Origin of the sequence: Streptomyces actuosus (assembly GCF_016921115.1) — a bacterium.
Classification (GTDB): domain Bacteria; phylum Actinomycetota; class Actinomycetes; order Streptomycetales; family Streptomycetaceae; genus Streptomyces; species Streptomyces actuosus_A.
Genome location: NZ_JAFFZS010000001.1, coordinates 343801 through 361066 on the forward strand (window position 1 = coordinate 343801; position 17266 = coordinate 361066).

Annotated in this window: 17 protein-coding genes and 1 pseudogene; 7 read left to right on the plus strand and 11 right to left on the minus strand. The window is 71.8% G+C overall.

All coding sequences use genetic code 11. The features are described 5' to 3' along the window. The first annotated feature begins 37 nt into the window (after nt 1–37). From JS756_RS01560 to JS756_RS01570, 3 genes are all read left to right on the plus strand, one after another. Entirely contained in the window at nt 38–427 is a 390-nt protein-coding gene (locus JS756_RS01560) for a three-helix bundle dimerization domain-containing protein (protein ID WP_205381042.1), read from the plus strand. Nucleotides 428–432: 5 nt separating this feature from the next. After that, nucleotides 433–1392 carry a polyphosphate kinase 2 family protein gene (locus JS756_RS01565; RefSeq protein WP_205381043.1) on the plus strand — a complete coding sequence of 320 codons (960 nt, stop codon included), beginning with the start codon at nt 433–435 and terminating at the stop codon, nt 1390–1392. A 90-nt stretch (nt 1393–1482) separates the two neighbouring features. Next, a complete protein-coding gene (locus JS756_RS01570; RefSeq protein WP_205381044.1) occupies nt 1483–4212 on the plus strand; it encodes a cation-translocating P-type ATPase in 2730 nt (909 codons plus the stop codon). Nucleotides 4213–4275: 63 nt separating this feature from the next. On the opposite strand, the gene JS756_RS01575 is transcribed toward JS756_RS01570, so the two are convergent. From JS756_RS01575 to JS756_RS01620, 10 genes are all read right to left on the minus strand, one after another. After that, nucleotides 4276–4674, minus strand: coding sequence for a hydrogenase maturation nickel metallochaperone HypA/HybF (locus JS756_RS01575; RefSeq protein ID WP_205381045.1), 399 nt, complete (start codon nt 4672–4674; stop codon nt 4276–4278). Nucleotides 4675–4679: 5 nt separating this feature from the next. After that, the gene (locus JS756_RS01580) at nt 4680–4838 is read right to left on the minus strand and encodes a hypothetical protein (RefSeq protein ID WP_205381046.1); all 159 of its coding nucleotides are present in this window, start codon (nt 4836–4838) and stop codon (nt 4680–4682) included. 18 nt (nt 4839–4856) lie between these two features. Beyond that, nucleotides 4857–5063 carry a hypothetical protein gene (locus JS756_RS01585; protein WP_205381047.1) on the minus strand — a complete coding sequence of 69 codons (207 nt, stop codon included), beginning with the start codon at nt 5061–5063 and terminating at the stop codon, nt 4857–4859. Beyond that, nucleotides 5030–5662: a DUF5947 family protein gene (locus tag JS756_RS01590; RefSeq protein ID WP_205381048.1), complete on the minus strand. Its 633-nt coding sequence runs from the start codon at nt 5660–5662 to the stop codon at nt 5030–5032. Before JS756_RS01590 ends, JS756_RS01585 begins: the two co-directional genes overlap by 34 nt. Continuing rightward, on the minus strand, nt 5659–6207 hold the full coding sequence (locus tag JS756_RS01595) for a NifU family protein (protein ID WP_205381049.1): 549 nt from the start codon (nt 6205–6207) through the stop codon (nt 5659–5661). Before JS756_RS01595 ends, JS756_RS01590 begins: the two co-directional genes overlap by 4 nt. Then, nucleotides 6200–7993, minus strand: a complete 1794-nt coding sequence (locus tag JS756_RS01600) for a nickel-dependent hydrogenase large subunit (RefSeq protein ID WP_205381050.1) — start codon at nt 7991–7993, stop codon at nt 6200–6202. The genes JS756_RS01595 and JS756_RS01600 overlap by 8 nt, the downstream gene beginning before the upstream one ends. A 39-nt stretch (nt 7994–8032) precedes the next feature. Continuing rightward, entirely contained in the window at nt 8033–9121 is a 1089-nt protein-coding gene (locus JS756_RS01605) for an NADH-quinone oxidoreductase subunit B family protein (RefSeq protein WP_205381051.1), read from the minus strand. Next, the gene (locus JS756_RS01610; RefSeq protein WP_205381052.1) at nt 9118–9663 is read right to left on the minus strand and encodes a hemerythrin domain-containing protein; all 546 of its coding nucleotides are present in this window, start codon (nt 9661–9663) and stop codon (nt 9118–9120) included. The genes JS756_RS01605 and JS756_RS01610 overlap by 4 nt, the downstream gene beginning before the upstream one ends. After that, entirely contained in the window at nt 9650–11266 is a 1617-nt protein-coding gene (locus JS756_RS36465) for a hypothetical protein (protein ID WP_240203094.1), read from the minus strand. Before JS756_RS36465 ends, JS756_RS01610 begins: the two co-directional genes overlap by 14 nt. Before the next feature lie 259 nt (nt 11267–11525). Next, complete coding sequence (locus JS756_RS01620; RefSeq protein WP_205381053.1) at nt 11526–12125, minus strand: TetR/AcrR family transcriptional regulator; 600 nt, start codon at nt 12123–12125, stop codon at nt 11526–11528. 127 nt (nt 12126–12252) lie between these two features. Between JS756_RS01620 and JS756_RS01625 the strand changes: the two genes are divergently transcribed. Continuing rightward, nucleotides 12253–12903, plus strand: a complete 651-nt coding sequence (locus JS756_RS01625; RefSeq protein ID WP_205381054.1) for a peroxiredoxin-like family protein — start codon at nt 12253–12255, stop codon at nt 12901–12903. 208 nt (nt 12904–13111) lie between these two features. On the opposite strand, the gene JS756_RS01630 is transcribed toward JS756_RS01625, so the two are convergent. Continuing rightward, complete coding sequence (locus JS756_RS01630) at nt 13112–14164, minus strand: glucose 1-dehydrogenase (RefSeq protein ID WP_205381055.1); 1053 nt, start codon at nt 14162–14164, stop codon at nt 13112–13114. Nucleotides 14165–14624: 460 nt separating this feature from the next. Here JS756_RS01630 and JS756_RS01635 point away from each other — a divergent pair, with 460 nt between their 5' ends. The 3 genes and pseudogenes from JS756_RS01635 to JS756_RS36470 form a co-directional block, all read left to right on the plus strand. Beyond that, a complete protein-coding gene (locus tag JS756_RS01635; RefSeq protein WP_205381056.1) occupies nt 14625–15074 on the plus strand; it encodes an SPW repeat protein in 450 nt (149 codons plus the stop codon). 343 nt (nt 15075–15417) lie between these two features. Further along, complete coding sequence (locus JS756_RS01640) at nt 15418–15798, plus strand: DUF1330 domain-containing protein (RefSeq protein ID WP_205381057.1); 381 nt, start codon at nt 15418–15420, stop codon at nt 15796–15798. Between the two features lie 694 nt (nt 15799–16492). Beyond that, nucleotides 16493–17191: pseudogene (locus tag JS756_RS36470) on the plus strand (sigma-70 family RNA polymerase sigma factor); the annotation flags it as partial. Nucleotides 17192–17266: the final 75 nt, after the last annotated feature.

Consider the following 17266-nt stretch of genomic DNA (forward strand, 5'->3'; position numbering starts at 1 on the left):
CGGTCCGCAGGTCATGGGACGTGGGATGGGTGCGGTCATGACGATCGAAGAGCGGACTTCTCCCGTCGCAGGCCTTCCCGTCGAGGGCTTGTGTCACCGCCCGGAACCGGTGGAGCGCACTCATCCGGCCGTGCCGCCGGACCTCCCGTCACATGGCTCGCAGGACGAACTCGTGTCCGTCCGGATCATGATGGCGCGGCTGCGTGCCGCCTGTCCCTCGGTCGACGCGGTCACCGTCGAGGCGACGGTCAGGACCGCGTACGACTCGTTCCACGGGGCCAGGGCCAGGGCCTACGTCCCGATCCTGGTCGAACGCCGGTCCCGCAGGGTGCTCCATGCCGCCTGCCGCACCGCCCCGGGTCAGGCCGTCGACGGCGGCACGGCACCCGGGACGCGCCGTGCTCACGCCGGAGCAGCGGAGGGCTGATCGTGATGTCGGACGAGAGAGCCGAAAGAATTGCGGATTTCGTCGCGCCCCTCCGGGTGAAGCCAGGGTCGAAGGTGCGCCTGGACCGCGGCTTCGATCCCCGTTTCAAGGCCGGTCTGAAGAAGCGGGACGGGAAGGAACTGCTGCGGGCCGGAGTGTCGCTGCTGGCCGAGTACCAGGAGCGGCTGGCCGCCCAGGACACGTACGGGGTGCTGCTCTGCCTGCAGGCGCTCGACGCCGGAGGCAAGGACGGGACGATCCGTCATGTGATGAGCGGCGTCAATCCTCAGGGCGTACGGGTCAGCAGCTTCAAGGTGCCCTCCGCCGAGGAACTCGACCACGACTACCTGTGGCGGTACGCCCGGCGGCTGCCCGAGCGCGGCGAGATCGCCATCTTCAACCGCTCGCACTACGAGGAGGTTCTCGTCGTGCGGGTCCACCCCGAGAACCTGGCCCGGCAGCGACTTCCGGCCGACGCGCGCGGACCAGGCATATGGCAGCGGCGCTACCGGGAGATCAACCGCTGGGAGCGCTACCTCACGGACAACGGGTTCAAGGTGGTGAAGATCTTCCTGAACCTGTCCGAGGAGGAGCAGCGCACCCGCTTCCTGAAGCGGATCGACCGGCCGCAGAAGAACTGGAAGTTCTCCGCGGCCGACGTCCGGGAGCGGCGCCACTGGGACGAGTACCAGGACGCGTTCTCCGAGATGCTGTCGGCCACGAGCACGACGTGGGCGCCGTGGTACGTCGTGCCGGCGGACCGGAAGTGGTTCGCGCGGATCTGCGCGGCCGCGATCCTCGCGCACACCCTGATGGACATCGATCCGCAGTACCCCGACGTGGGGAATGCCGCACGGAGGGAACTGCTCGTCACCAGACGGGAGCTGGAGCGGGAGGCCCCCGCCGGGGCATCGGCCGATCCGTACGCCGACCGGCATCCGTCGGCCAGGAAGAAGCGCGGCTGAGACCCGTCGAACGAGCGCGCGACCGGCCGGGACGCATCCGCGGCCACGGCGCGGGGCACGGGGCGCGAGGCACGGACCGGAGGCAGAGAGATGACGGTGCGTTCGAGTTCCGCGGGAGACCGGCCCCGGGCTTCGCAGGACGAGTGGTACGCGCACGCCCCCGAGGAGGTCCTGGCGGCGTTCGACGTGGATCCGGCGGTCGGTCTCTCCACGGCACGGGCCGAGCAACTCTTGGCCTCGCACGGCCCGAACGCGCTGCCCGAGGAGAAGCGGCCTCCGGCCTGGCGCCGGTTCCTCGCGCAGTACCGCAGTTACATGCAGATCGTCCTCGTGGCCGCGGCGGTCGTGTCGCTGTTCGTCCAGGAGTGGGCCACCGCGATCCTGCTGTTCGTCCTGACCCTGCTGAACGCGGTCGTGGGTCTGCGCCAGGAGGGCAAGGCCGAGAGCGCGATGAACGCGCTGCAGTCGATGATGAAGGCGACGGCGCGGGTGCGCAGGGACGGCGCGGAGGCCGAGATCCCCGCCGAACGGATCGCCGTCGGCGACATCGTGCTCATCGCCGCCGGGGACCAGGTCGCGGCCGACGGACGCATCATCGAGGCCAGTGCCCTGCAGATCGACGAGTCGGCGCTCACCGGCGAGAGCGTCCCCGCCACGAAGGACGCCGGCACGTCGGCGGGCCCCCTCCCCTCGCCCGGCGACCGGACGAACATGGCGTTCAAGAACACCCCGGTCACCCACGGCAGCGGCGTACTCGTCGTCACCGCGACCGGCGCCACGACCGAACTCGGCAAGATCTCCGGGATGCTGTCGGCCACCGAGAAGGAAGTACCGCCGCTCACCAAGGAGCTCGACACCCTGACGCTGTGGATCATCGGGGCTGCGGTCCTGACCATGATCGTGATGTTCGCCCTGGGACGGCAACGGGACCAGGCTTGGGACGTCCTGTTCGTCAGCGCGGTCTCGCTGGCCATCGCGGCCATCCCCGAGGCCCTGCCGACCGTGACGCAGGCGATCCTGTCCGTCGGCAGCCTCAACCTGGCGGAGCGGAACGCCATCGTCAAGGAGTTGCCGTCGGTCGAGACCCTGGCCTTCACCTCGGCGATCAACTCGGACAAGACCGGCACCCTGACCATGAACCAGATGACCGCCGTCGAAGTCGTCAGTCCCACAGACCGGTACACCGTCTCGGGTACGGGCTACGGGCTCGGCGGGAGGATCCACCACGCCGCGGGCACGTCGGGTTCCGCCGCGGGCGTCGAGGACGCGATCTTGCCGTACGTGATGGCCAGCGACGCGAAGTTGGTGGACGGAGAGGTGGTGGGCGATCCCACCGAGGGCGCCCTGCTGGTGCTCGCGCACAAGGCCGGGCTGGACATCGACGCCACCCGCGAAGCCCTCCCCCGGCTCGCCACGCTGCCGTTCGACCCGGACTACAAGCTGATGGCCACCTTCAACCGAACGATCGGCGCCTCCGGACGGCCGGTCGTCCGGTGCTTCGTCAAAGGCGCGGTCCCGGCCGTGGTGGCACGGGCAGCCACCGCGCTCGCGGCAGGCGAGACCGTCCCGTGGAACGCCGAACTGATCGCGCGCGCCGACGCACAGACCCGGCGAATGGGCGGCGAGGGACGCCGGGTGATGGCCGCGGCCGTCCGTGATCTGGACCCGTCCGGCTTCGACCCGGACGGCGACCTGCTCGCGTACGTCACCGAGCTGCGGATGACCAGTCTCGTCGGCATGGTCGATCCGCCCCGCGAGGACGCCAAGGCAGCCGTGGCCGGCGCGCAGGCGGGACACATCCGGGTCCGCATGGTGACCGGTGACGACGTCACCACCGGTGCGGCGATCGCCCGGCAGCTCGGCATCCCCGGCGAGGCGGTCCTCGGCGCCGACTTCGCCGCCATGAGCGAGGGCGAGCGACTCGCCCGCATCGACGGCATCGGTGTGGTGGGCCGCGTCGCGCCGGAGCACAAGGTGCTGCTCGCCGACACCCTCAAGAAGAAGGGGGACGTCGTGGCGATGACCGGGGACGGCGTCAACGACGCGCCCGCCATCAAAGCCGCCGACATCGGCATCGCCATGGGCAGCGGCACGGACGTGGCGAAGAACGCCGGTCGCATGATCCTCTCCGACGACCGCTTCGCCACCATCGTCTACGCCGTCGAACAGGGCCGGCGAATCTACGACAACCTCACCAAGTACATCCGATTCGTCCTGCTCCTGCTCGTCGCCTTCGTCCTGACCTTCCTCGGGGCCACCGTCCTGAACATCGCCGCCGGTGAGCCCTTCACCCCACCGCAGGTGCTGTGGATCCACTTCGTGGTCAATGCCTCCTTCGGCTTCGCGCTCGGCTTCGACCGGGAGAGCCCCGGGCTCATGCGACGCAGGCCGCGTCCGCGCGGGGAGTCCGTCCTCACCCGGCCCGTACTGGTCACGGTCGGACTCGGCGGGCCGGCGATCACCGCCCTCCTGCTCGGACTGGTCAGGCTCGGTCAGGCCCGCTTCGACAGCGTCGAGACCGGTCGGTCGATCGCCTTCACCGCGTTCGCCCTCTGCCTGATCGTGGCCGCGTTCGAATGCCGCAGCGAGACGGACTCGGTGCTGACGACGTCCACCTTCGACAGCAGGCAGATGAACCGGGTGGCGCTGACCCAGTTCGTACTCGCGGTGCTGGTCACCCAGATGGACGCCTTCCGCCGCATCCTCGGCACGACCGCGATCAACGCGCGGCAGTTCGGCTGGGCCCTGCTGGCCGCCCTCGCGCTCCTGCTGCTGTGGGAACTGGGCAAGTTCCTGGCCCGTCGCTCAAGAGACACCTGAAGCCGAGAGACACCTGAAGCGTCGGCCCTTCACAGCCCGGTAGCGGAGGGGGCTGCGGCCCGGTCAGCCCGGTGCGTCGGCGGGCGCCGCGCCGAGGGGGCCGGGGCAGGCCGGTGCGTCGGCGAGTTCGACTCCCGTGATCTGCAGTTCCCGTCCGCTGCGGAGCCCTTCGGAAGGCCGGTCGCAGCGCGGGCACCAGAAGAACGGAGGGCTTCCCACCGGGAAGTCCTCGTCGCAGGGGCCGCAGTGGGCCACGGCGGGGATCTCCTCGACGACCAGTTCGGCCGCCGCGAGCGCCGTCCCGTCCCGGGCCACCTCGAAGGCGAAGGCCAGGGCGTCGGGGACGACCCCCGACAGTTCCCCGATGCGTACGTGCACGGCGGAGACGGGACCCGGGCCGTGGGCCCGGGCCACCTCGTCCGCCTGGTCCACGATGGCCGTGGCGATCGACAACTCGTGCACGGGCGTCACCGGGGGTGGCCGGAGCGGGACCGCACTCCGACCATCCGCCAGATCCTGATCTCCCGTACCAGCCCCGGCATCTCCCTGATCAACAGGGCCAGGGCCGCTCCTGCCAGGAGGGCCGCCTGAGCGGTCAGAACGCTCCGGCCCGTCAGCTGTGCCATCTGTGCTCCTCGTCTGCCTCATCCCGGAGGGATGTTCGGCATCACCTTCAGGATCGCGTTGTGCTTCTTGCTGTGGATACCGGTGGAGCGGCGCGCGTCGGCGGTGCCGTCCTCGTGGTGCCCGGCCTGGCATGCGTAAGGCCCCTTGTTGCCCTGGTGCAGGCCGAAGACGTGGGTGGGGGTGTCCGGCTTCACATCCGGGTGTCCGACCCTGATGGTTCCCATGGAGTGCTCCCTGTGCTGGTCAGGTCCGCGAAGAACCCGTCGACTGCGGGCCACACACGCGTGCCGCCCGACAGGCCGCGCCATTCCCGCCGTACGAGGGCCACCAGGCGGAAGCAGTCGTCGACGGGGACGATCCAGTGGTGCCGGGCGTCGCGTGCGGTGTTCATCAGCAGTGCCTCGACATCGGGGGTCACGCTCTCCACCAGTGGACACCCTGCGGCTACCTCCCGCCAGGCGGAGGCCTCCACCTGCCAGCGGACCGCACCGGCCGGCCCCGGGTAGTGGGCCGTGACGGTGCCGTCGGGATGGGGCACGAAGAAGGCCAGGCCGACGGGCACGCCCAGGGGCGCGGTGTCCAGGGGCGGCAGCCGCAGGCGGCGCTCGGGGACGAGCCGGTAGTGGCCCTCGCTCGCCTCGTCGCGCACGAACAGCAGCGCGCAGGGGCGGCACGCGCAGAGCACCTCCTGTCGCTCGCCGTCGTACACATGGCGGTGCTCCCCGGCGACGGGCGCCGCACACAGGTCGCAGCGCTCCTCGTCCGCGGCGCGCCGGTCGGCGGTCGAGCGGATGACCCGGGCGAGGGCGCCGCCCCCGGTCACGGCGCCCCCTGGGGCTGCGCCGCGGGCCGGGTGAGGGCGTCCAGGGGCACGAACGCCACCCCTTGCCCGGCGTCGGGTTCGCGCCGGACGTCGTCGAGTTCGGGGGCCACCGCGAGCAGCCTCTCGCGGACGGCGTCCAGCACGCCGGAGGCGGCGGAGCCGCAGCCGCCGGCGGTCAGGCGGACCCGGGCCACGCCCTCGTCCACGCCGGCCAGCTCGATGTCGCCGCCGTGCCGCCGCAGTTCGTCGCGCAGCCGTCCCACCGCGCGTTCCAGCCGGGGCAGCAGCGGCTCGGGGTGCACGTCGTGCAGGATCAGCAGGTGGCCGATGAGATCGTCGTCGGCGAGGGCCTCCGCCAGTGCCGGATCGGCGCGGTCGACGACGCGGGCCAGCGCCTCGCCGTAGACGTCGGTGAGGTCCCGTACCGCCTGCACGGCGTCCCGGGCCGTGGGTCCGGGGCTGTTCTCCAGGCGTTCCAGCAGGTCGTCGATGCGGGCCAGCCGCGCGCTGACCGCGGTGTCGTCGAGCCGCTCCGCGTCAGCCATTGCCGGCACCGTAGGTCGGCGTGTGCATCGTGGTGATCTCCTTGCCCTTGCCGAGGTACATGTGGACACCGCACGGCAGGCAGGGGTCGAAGCTGCGCACGGTGCGCATGATGTCCACGCCCTTGAAGTCGTCGGGGCCGTTCTCCTCGAAGATCGGCTGGCCCTGGACGGCGTCCTCGTAGGGGCCGGGCGTGCCGAAGCTGTCGCGGGGGCTGGCGTTCCACGGGGTCGGCGGGTAGGGGTGGTAGTTCGCGATCTTCTTGTCCTTGATCACCAGGTGGTGGGAGAGGACGCCGCGCACGGCCTCGTGGAAGCCGCAGCCGATCGCCTCGTCGGGCACCTCGAAGTTCTCGAACGTCTTGACCTCGCCCGCCCGGACCAGCCCCATCGCCTTCTCCACGAAGTCGAAGGCCATCGCCGCCGCGTAGGCGACGAAGTACGGGCGGGCCCGGTCGCGCTCGATGGTGTTGCTCCAACGGGGGATCTTCCACTCCAGCGTCTGCTCGGGCAGCTTCTCGCTCCTGGGCAGAGTGATGCGGACGCTGTTCCCGGTGGCCTTGACGTACGGCGTGTCGACCAGGCCGCTCAGCGCGGTCGACCACAGCCGGGCCAGGGGGCCTCCGCCGGTGTCCAGGGCGAGGTGCTGGTCGCTCTGCTGGTGGTACCAGCGCGGGCTCATCACCCAGCTGTACTTGTCGTCGAGCTTCCGCTTCTGCGGCACCGGGACGGTGGTCTGGTTCCACGGGTGGCGCATGTCGACGGGGTTGCCCAGCGGGTCGTGGGTGACGAACGGCTCCTCGTTCGCCCAGTCCTCGTAGTAGGAGCTGCCGAGCATGATGCGCATGCCGAGGTTGATGTCGACGAGGTTGTTGGTGACGAGCTCGCCGTCGACGACGATGCCGGGCGTGACGAACATCGCCTTGCCCCAGTCGTTCATCGTCTCGTAGCGGTAGTCGCAGACCTCGGGGTCCTGGAAGGCGCCCCAGCAGCCGAGCAGGACCCGGCGGCGGCCGACCTCCTCGTATCCGGGCAGGGCCTCGTAGAAGAAGTCGAAGACGTCGTCGTTCATGGCGACGGCCTGCTTGATGAAGTCCAGGGTCTTCATCAGCCCGGACAGGTAGTCGGTGAAGAGGGTCGGGGTCGGCACGGTGCCGACGCCTCCGGGGTACAGGGTCGACGGGTGGACGTGCCGCCCCTCCATCTTGCAGAACATCTCCCGGGTCAGCCGGCTGACCTTGAGGGCCTCCTTGTAGACCTCTCCCTCGAAGGGGTTGAACGCCCGCATGATGTCGGCGATCGTCCGGTAGCCGTGGATCTCCCCCCGGGGCGCGTCCGTGCGCTCGGCGCGGGCGAGCACGCCCGGGTTGGTCGCCTTGACCATGGCCTCGCAGAAGTCCACGAAGACCAGGTTGTCCTGGAAGATGGTGTGGTCGAACATGTACTCGGCCGCTTCGCCGAGGTTGACGATGTGCTCGGCCAGCATCGGCGGCTTGATGCCGTAGGCCATCTGCTGCGCGTAGTTGGAGCAGGTGGTGTGGTTGTCGCCGCAGATGCCGCAGATCCGCGAGGTGATGAACCCGGCGTCACGGGGGTCCTTGCCCTTCATGAACACCGAGTAGCCCCGGAAGATGGACGAGGTGCTGTGGCACTCGACCACCTCCCGGTTGGCGAAGTCGATCTTCGTGTAGATGCCCAGGTTGCCGACGATCCGGGTGATCGGGTCCCAGGACATCTCCACGAGCTGCCCGGGTTGGCGTGTCCCGGCCCGGTCCTCGGTCTGTGTCATGTCACTTCCTGCCCTAGCTCGTTGGGGGTGTGATGCGCCTCAGGCGCGCCAGTGCGGGTCGTATCCGCTGCTCAGTGCGGGCTCGTTGTGCCGCCACTTCGGTTCCCGGTTGACGGCGGCGCTGGTGATGCCGCGCATCCGCCGGATGAACGACCCGTAGGGCTTGATGAGGATCGACGACAGGCTGCCGCCCGTGGGCTCGTCCATGAACGGCATGAAGGCGTCGGGGAAGCCCGGCATGGTGCAGCCGATGCAGATGCCTCCCACGTTGGGGCATCCGCCGACGCCGTTCATCCAGCCCCGCTTGGGGACGTTGCAGTTGACCACCGGGCCCCAGCAGCCCACCTTCACCTGGCACTTGGGGGCGTTGTAGTCCTTGGCGAAGTCGGCCTGCTCGTAGTAGGCGGCCCGGTCGCACCCCTCGTGGACGGTCCTCCCGAACAGCCACTGGGGGCGCAGCATGTGGTCGAGCGGGGGCGGCGGGGCGGCGCCGGCGGCGTGGTAGAGGACCCAGACCAGGGTCTCCATGAAGTTCTCCGGCTGGATCGGGCAGCCGGGGACGTTGACCACGGGCAGCGCGCCCTGGCTCTTGTAGTCCCAGCCCAGGTAGTCGCACAGGCCCATGGAGCCGGTGGGGTTGCCGGCCATGGCGTGGATGCCGCCGTAGGCGGCGCAGGTGCCGGCCGCGACGACCGCCCACGCCCTGGGGGCGAGCTGGTCGATCCACCAGTTGAGGGTGTGGGGTTCGCCGGTCTCGGGGTCGTTGCCGAACGACGTCCAGTAGCCGTCGCCCTCGATGATGTTCTGGTTGGGGACGGAACCCTCGATGACGAGGATGAAGGGCCCCAGTTCGCCGCGGGCCGCGGCCCGGTAGGGGGCGAGGAAGTCCTCGCCGCCCAGGCTGGGCGAGAGCACCTTGTTGTGCAGGTTCACCTTGGGCAGGCCCGGCACGAGGCCCAGGACGAGGTCCTCGATCGAGGGCTGTCCGGCGGCGGTGAGCGAGACGGTGTCGCCGTCGCAGCTCATGCCCTCCGAGATCCAGAGGATGTGGACCTCGTCGAACCCGTCGCGCTGCTCGGCGCTGCCGGTGTCCTGGCTGACGTCGGTGGTGCCGCTGTCGGTGGTCATGTCATCGGCCTCCGTTGGATGCGGTCCCGGAAGCGGTCGTAGGCCGCGGCCAGCGGTCCGGCCAGGGTGAGTGCGGGGGGCTGTTCCGGGGCGTTGGGATGGGGGCGGGTCGGGGCGCCGTGCCCGGCCTTCGCCAGGTGCTGCCCGAGCCGGTCCAGTTCCTCCTGGGACACGGCCGCGCGCAACCGGGGCATGAACTCCTCTTCCTCCTCGCGCACGTGGTCCTCGACCTCGGCCCGTAGTTCGGCCACGAGGTCGTCGGTCCGCTCGTCGCCCGCGGGCAGCCGGTCCAGGGCGAGGAGGGTCTTCTTCAGAGCCATGTGGTCGGCGAGGTGCCGGTCGATCTCCTGTTCCCCTTCGGGGATCGCCTCCCTGGCCAGCGGATAGACGAGCATCTCCTCCAGGGCGGCGTGCCGGGACAGCTCACGGATCATCAGCTCCACGACGGCCCGCCGCTGCTGGTCGGACGCCGCGGCACGGTAGTTGCGGAAGAGCTGCTCCGCCCTGCGGTGGTCGTTGACCAGCAGGTCAAGGCCGTCCATCGCGCCCTCCGTCGTGGGTCGGGGTCAGGGGGACGAGTTCGTTTGGGCGGAAGTAGTGGAAGCGGCCGTACCAGCCGTTGAGTTCGGCCGCGGGGTCGTCGTCGAGGGTGACGGCGACGTGCATGCTGCCGTCCACGTCGTGCAGGACGGCCGCGACGCGGGCGGTGCGCCCGTCCAGGAACATGTCCTGGGCGTCGGCGCCCCGCGCGGCGGGGCGCAGTCGTACGGCACTGCCGGCGGCCACCGGGACACCGTCCACGAGGACGGTGTCGGTGGTCGGGGACAGCCCGTCGTCGGCGCCGTCCCCCCACCAGGGCACGCCGGCGGCGGGCCCGGGGGACGCCGAGTCGGCGGCTTCGGGGAAGGGCCCGCCGGGACCGTGCGCGGCGGACCACGCCGGTGCCCGCGCGGCAGGTCGGCCGAGTGGCTGGGCGGCCGGTTGCGCCAGTGGCTGTGCGGCGGGTCGACCAAGTGGCTGTGGTGCGGGGCGCCCGGGCGGCTGCGCCGCGGGTTCCAGGGAGCGGATGGCGCCGTGCAGCCGGGCGAAGATCTCCGGCGGCATCGACTCGACGCGGTCGAGGATGTCGGCGGCGCGCCGGTCGGTGGCCCGTGCCTCGCGTTTCTCCTCGTCGGTCAGGAGGAGGGTGCGCAGGGTGAGGATCTCGTCGATCTCGGCGGCGTCGTGGAGGTCGCCGGGACTCTCGGGAGCCACCTGCGGATGGTCGGGCAGGAGGATCGGCGACGACAGCACCACTTCGCCGCACCCGGGTTCGCCTCCGAGGACGGGGAAGGTGTGCACGTTCCGGCACGCGCGGGCGTGCTCCTCGCAGTCGTCCGGCGGGTCGGTGAGGGAGACGAACTCGACTCCCTCACCGCCGATCAGCGTGTGGGTGGCCATCAGCGCATGGGCCAGCGCCTCGCCGCGGGGTGCGGTGGCGCCGCAGCGCGCGGGCCCGGTGTTCTCCGTGCGCACCCGGAGCCGGTGGAGCGCGGGGGCACCCGGCGGGCCGTCCCGCAAGGGCTCGGCCCGAACGGTCGTCACGGCGTCCACCTGCTCGCGGCGGCGCACCACGCGTCCGGCTCCACCGGCCACGCTCTCGTGCTCCTCCCCCGGTGCCGACCCGGCCGGCAGGCACAGATCGCCGGTGAGGAGCCGGTCCAGGGCGACGGTGGCCTCGACCTCGCGGGGCACGGCCTCGTCGAAGGCGAGATGGACGTCGTCGCCGTCCGCCAACGACTCGACCTGCCGATGGGCCCCGTCGGGCAGCAACTCCTCGACCTGCTTGCGCTGGAGGTGGAGGTAGCGCACCCGCACCCGCAGCACGGCCCCCGGCACGGCGCGCACCAGGCATTCCGTCTGCTGGTACCAGGCGTCCACCGCCCCGGACAGGCCTTCGGCCACGGGGCCGTCGTGTTCGGCCCATTCGCGCGGGGCGAGGACGCCGAACTGCCAGCGCACCCGGTTCTTGGCGGAGGAGCGACGGTAGGGGTAGAGGAGGTATCCCTCGTAGAGGACGGCGTCGGCAACCGCGCGCAAACGCTCGAAGACGTCGTCGGGGAGCACCGTCCCGTTGGCGCATCCCTCGTGGGCACCGACCGCCATCTCGCCTCCTCGTCCGGCTGGCAAGGCCTACGTCCGCCATCCGTTCCACCACGCTCACACGGTTCACACCGCGGCGCCTCTTGTGGCGGAACGGGGATGCGCCGACCGGGGGTTCCGCTCAGGGCCCGGCGGCGGGAGGCGCGCGGGCCCGGTGAGGGGCAAGCAGGGGCCCGGGACGTGGAGCGGGGGTGGCGGCTCCGGCCGGGGGCGGCAACTCAGGCCGGGGCGGAGGCCTCGGGGCGTCGTCGTGCGTGTGCCGTCAGGCCGTCGGCGGCGAGCCGAGGCACTCCAGGGCGGCGGTGACCGTCCTGCTGAGCTCCTGCGCGTCGGCCCCGGCGCGTGAGCGCAGGTTCACACCGTGGGCGAGCAGCGCCAACACGTCCGCCGCCGTCGCGGGAACGGTCCCCGGGCCCAACTGGCCGCGGGCCTCGGCCGTCACGAGCGCGGCGTGCATCGCGTCGCGCAACTCCCGGTGCTGCGCGTCGAGGACGGCACGCACGTCGGCGTCGCCGGCCTCCGCGCCCGCCTGCGCGTTGGAGACCATGCAGCCCCAGCGGGCGTGAGCTCCCGAGCAGCGGTCCCGGATCAGGCCGTCGAAGAACTCGGCGACGGCGGGCAGACCCCGCTCGTCCTCGGCGAGTCGGCGCAGGACCGGCCGGGAGCGCTGCTCGACGTAGTGGCGCAGGGCGGCCCGGTAGAGCTCCTGTTTGCCACCGAAGGTGGCATACAGGCTGGAGCGGTTGAGGCCGGTCTCGCTCACGATGTCCTGGATCCCTGTCGCGGCCAGGCCCTGCCGCCAGAAGAGCCCGACCACCGTGTCCAGGGCCGCGTCCGGATCGAAGTGCTTGATGTCCGGCATGCCTCGTCCCGCTGTCTTGGAATCCCTGTTCCAAGATACCTCCGACCCGGTTAACCTGGAACGATCGTTTCAAGATAGTGGAGGGGGAACACCCCCCACGCCTGTCGCCATCAGGAGGAACCGCGGCATGACCAGCCTCAACGCCGAACTGCGCGCCTTCCACGAAGCCCGCGGCCAGGAGATACCCGCCGAGATCCGGCAGATCATGCAGCGCGCCGGCCGGGAGCTCGCCGACTCCGGGCAGGCCGAGCGCGCCCTCGCCGCCGGCGACTCGGCGCCCCGCTTCCGGCTGCCGTCGGCGACGGGCCGCACGGTGGCCCTGGACGACCTGCTGCACGACGGCCCCGTCGTGCTGACGTTCTACCGCGGTGCCTGGTGCCCGTACTGCAACCTCGCCCTGCACGCCCTCCAGCAGCACCATGCCGCCGTCACCGCCCGCGGCGCCCGTCTCGTCGCCGTGTCCCCGCAGGTCCCCGACGAGTCCCTCACACTCACCGAGAAGCACGGACTCGCCTTCGACGTCCTCAGTGACGTCGGCTCCGACACCGCCCGCCAGTACGGCCTGGCCTTCGACCTGCCCGACGATCTCGCCGCCGTCTACGACACGCTCGGCTTCGAGCTCCAGCGCGTCAACGGCGGCCACCCGCGCACCCTGCCGCTGCCCGCGACCTACGTGCTCGACGGGGCGGGCACCGTCCGCTGGGCGTTCGTCGACGCCGACTACACCGCCCGCGCCGAACCCGCCGACATCCTCGACGCCCTCGACGCCCTCGGCTGAACCGCCCGAACCCGCGGCCCGGTCGACACGGCGGGGCCCGGACCGCAGGCCGGACCCGGAGTGCCCGGACCGACGCCCTGGCCCTGCCGTCGGGCACCCCGGCACAGGTCAGGGCATCGACGACGCCGACCGGCCGGGCGAGCGGCGCGGGCCCCTGCCGGGGACGGCAGCGCAGCCGGGCCGCGGCCGGGCCCGCCCGGCGGCCGCGTCACGGGGCGGGTTCGATCACGGTCTTGACGTCGTCCGGCCGCCGATCGAAGGCCTCGGCCGCCCGCGCGAGGGGCAGGCGGCGGGTGAGGAGGCGGTGCAGCCAGGCGTGGTCGGCGCGGGCGAGGGCGTCGGCGGCCTGCCGGTAGTGCCGCAGGTTGGCGTTGACGGAGCCCACCACGACGTCGTTCTCCAGGACGATCTCGCGGTTCACCGTGCCCGCGTCCACGGTCAGCCGGCGGCCGCCGGGCGACACGCCGGTGAGGCAGACCACCCCGTAGGAGGCGGTGCCGCGGATCGCGTCGACCACCACCCGGCCTGCTCCCGTCGTCTCGACAACGACATCGGGTCGTACGGCGTCCAGCACCTCGTCCACAGAGTCGCTGTGGTAGGCCGCCCCCAGCTCCCTGACCAGGTCGGGCTTCGGCCCGTCCGTGACGCGGTCGAGGACGTGGACGTCGAGGCCGCGCTGACGGCCGAGCAGCGCGGCCAGCAGCCCGATGGGGCCGGCGCCCGTGACCAGGACCCGCTGCGGCTCGAACCAGGACCGGGAGCCCACGCGCTCGATCTGCTCCCAGGCCTTCGCGACGACGCTCGTCGGCTCCGTGAGGACGCCCGCGACGCCCAGTGCGGCATCGACCCGGACGGCGTATCCGGGGTCGACGCACCACAGCTCGGAGCCGTAGCCGTCGAGTTCCTTGATGCCGCGCTCCCGGTACCGGCCGTTGCGGCACATGTCGAATTCGCCGCGCGCGCACGCACCGCACGGCTCGGGATCGGGTCGCCGCACGACACCCGCGATCAGGTCGCCGGCCTCGAAGCCGCTGCCCTCGGGGGCCTCCTCCACCCGGCCCAGCGACTCGTGGCCCAGGATCAGCCGGTCGCTCCCCGTCGGAGCCCGGCCGTATCCGCCGGAGGCGATCTCGCGGTCCGTACCGCACACCCCGACGGCCAGGCCGCGGACGAGGAGGTCGGTGGCGGCCTGTTTCGGCTCCTCGACCTCACGCACGTCGAGGGAACCCTCGTGCCCGGGGCGGACGTTCAGTGCGCGCATACCTCATCCTCTCCATGGGTCGACGGGCGGCACGCCGCTCCCCTGCGGCGCGACCGCCGGGTGTGGAGTACCGCGGGACGGCGCGGTCACACCGGGCGCTGCACGGGCGAGCGGCGCCGAAGGGGAGCACAGGCCGGTGGGACGGCCGGAAACGCGTGCCGACTCGGCCCAACCCGTGAACCCCTGAATCGAAAGCCCACCGCGGGGACCGGGGCGCCACGGGGTTCCGGGGCCGGCGGGGAGCGGGGACGTCCGGCCGGGAACGCGCCCGATGCCGGGCCGGAACCGCACGGGGTTCGGGGCGGTGGACGGGCCGCGTGCCGAGTGCGCGCCGGTCGCTGCGCGGCGAGCGGGGAGCGCGACATCAAATTGGACAAAATGCCCGAAAAGTGAATAAAGGACACGTGAAGGGGACTCGTTGCACAAGGCACAAATCACTCCCGGAGAGGAGACGACGGCCATGTCGTATCCGCAACACACCGGCGAGATGGCTTCACATCCCGAGATCGCCGAGATGCGAGAGCGTCTCGAACGCACCGCTTCCAGCGGCCAGGCCATCGCCGTGGAGGGTTTGATCCTCCTCGCGGGTGTCTACATCGCGATCTCGCCGTGGGTCGTGCATTTCACCAACGAACCGAACATCACCGTCAACAACCTCGTCGTCGGCATCACCGTCGGCCTGATCGGCCTCGCCCTGACCCTCGCACCGGAGCGGATGTTCCGGCTGGCCTGGGTCGTGGCGCCGCTCGGCCTCTGGCTGCTGCTCTCGCCGTGGGTGGTGACGGCGAGCCACAGCGCGCGGGCCGGCATCGTCTGGAACAACTGCTGGGTGGGCGGTGCCACCATCGTTCTGGGCCTGGCCGCCATGGGACTGACCATCGGGGTCACCCGGCGCAGCGGCCAGCGCTGAACCGGGCCGGCCCCCACCGGGCCGGCACCAGCGCGGGCGCGCCTCGCCGCCTCGCCGGAGCGGGGCGAGGGGCGCCCGCAGGATCCGCGGTGAGCACGATGTCCGACGGCGGCCGAGAAGCGGTCGGCGTCATGAACGTCGATCCGACGGCCAGGATCCGTGTGCACCACCGTCCGCGCGGACGGCTGCCGTGCCCGGCTCCGCCGGCCGGCAGGCGCCCCCACCCCTTGCCACCCGAACCGACCCGGAGCCGGTCCTCACGCCGCCCCGGGCATACCGATCGGTATGCTCGGGGCGGCCGGCCCTCCGCCGAGGGCGAGGATCTCCGTGAAAGGGGTGTTACGTGGCCGTCGACCCCACGGGCGCCGATCTCAAGCGCCTGCTCGCCGAGGACCCCGGTGGCCCGGTGGTCATGCTCAACCTGCTGCGCTTCGCACCGGGCGGCAGGAGTCTGTATCAGGAGTACGCCGGTCACCTGGAGAAGACGTTCCTCCCCCGCTACGGCGGGCAGGTCCTGTACGCAGGTTCCGGCGCCACCGCGCTGGTGGCCGGGGACGGACAGGCCTGGGACGCGGTGATCCTCGTGCGGTACCCGAGCCGCGAGGCGTTCAGCAGGATGGTGGCCGATCCCGAGTACCAGAAGGTCACCGAACTGCGCACCAGGGCGCTGGAGGAAGCCGTGCTCCAGCCCACGACGCAGTGGCATCCGAGCACCGAGGCCTGACCGGCGGGCGCGCCGCAGCCCGGACGCGCACACAACTGCGCCCGGCACCGCGCGATCACCACGCGCGCGATCATCACGCCCCCCGGCGGAACGCCCGGGGGCGTCGCCGTTTCCGTCGAGCGCTGCCACCGGGTAGGCGCAGCGCACCCATCGGCCGAACGCCCGGACCCGTCCCGGGGCCCGGGCGCCCCGTCCCCGGCCTCGCCGCACTCGGCGTACATCGGCCCGGGCACCGGCCGGTGCGGTCGCCTCGACGGACTCCGTGCTCTCGGTGGGTTCGGGCGGCACGACGGTGGGGCCTGGTTCGGGAATCGAGAGACCCCCGCCGATCACCCGGACGGCTCCGACAGCGGGACCGTCCGGGTGATCGGGCCCCCGGTCGACGTTTCACCTCGGCGCAGCGGGTGACTTCACCACCCGAATCGGTGACCGGGGCCCGTCCCGGCCAACGGCTCGACGCCACACCGGCAACCGTGTGCGGACCGTGCGCACGGAAACGGCAGCCGCCCACCCCGAAAGGGCCCTGCGACCGGAACGGTCGCACGTCGACGAAGGGTCTGCTCGCAGGTGTGTTCTGCCGGTCCTCCGCCCCGCCGACACACCCGAGGTCATGTATCCCGCAGCCACCCCCACCGAGCCGCCGCCCGACCGCGCCGCGCCCCCGGCGCCGTCCTCGGATCACATCGACGCGTTGATGCGCAACCTCGCCGCACTCCCCCCGGGCCCGCACCGCCGGGCGGAGCGGGAGCGGGCGATCGGCCTGCTCGTACCGCTGGCCCGCCGTCTGGCCCGTCGTTTCCACGGCCGCAGTGAGGACGCCGACGACCTCGTGCAGGTCGCCTCCGTCGGGCTCATCAAGGCAGTCGACGGGTACGACCCCGGTCTCGGGCACGCCTTCCTGTCGTACGCGGTGCCCACGGTGGTCGGCGAGATCAAGCGGCACCTCAGGGACCGGGCGGGAGTCCTGCGGCTGCCCCGGCGGTACCAGGAGGCCCGCGGCCCCGTCCTGCAGGCCGTCGAGGAGCTCCAGCAGCGCAACGGGGGGCACTCGCCCACGCCTCAGGAGATCGCGGAGCACACCGGGCTGGAGCCGGACCGCGTCACCGGCACACTGCAGGCCGTCCACGCGTGCCGTCCGCGGTCCCTCGACGCGAAGAGCGACGTGGGCGGCGACCGTCCGCTGCTGTCCCTGATCGGCACCGAGGACCGGGAACTCGACCGGGTCCTGGACTCCCTGGCTCTGGCCTCCGCCCTGGAGCGGCTGTCGGAGCGGGACCGGCTCGTTCTGCATCTCAGGTTCTACCAGGACCGGACCCAGCAGCAGATCGCCGACGTCATCGGCGTCTCGCAGATGCAGGTCTCCCGCATCCTGGCGCGCTGCCTGCGGCAGCTGCGCGAGATGCTCGTGGCGACCGAACCCGAGCAGGAACGCGCGGCGCCGAAGACCGCGGACGCCGACGTCCTCCGG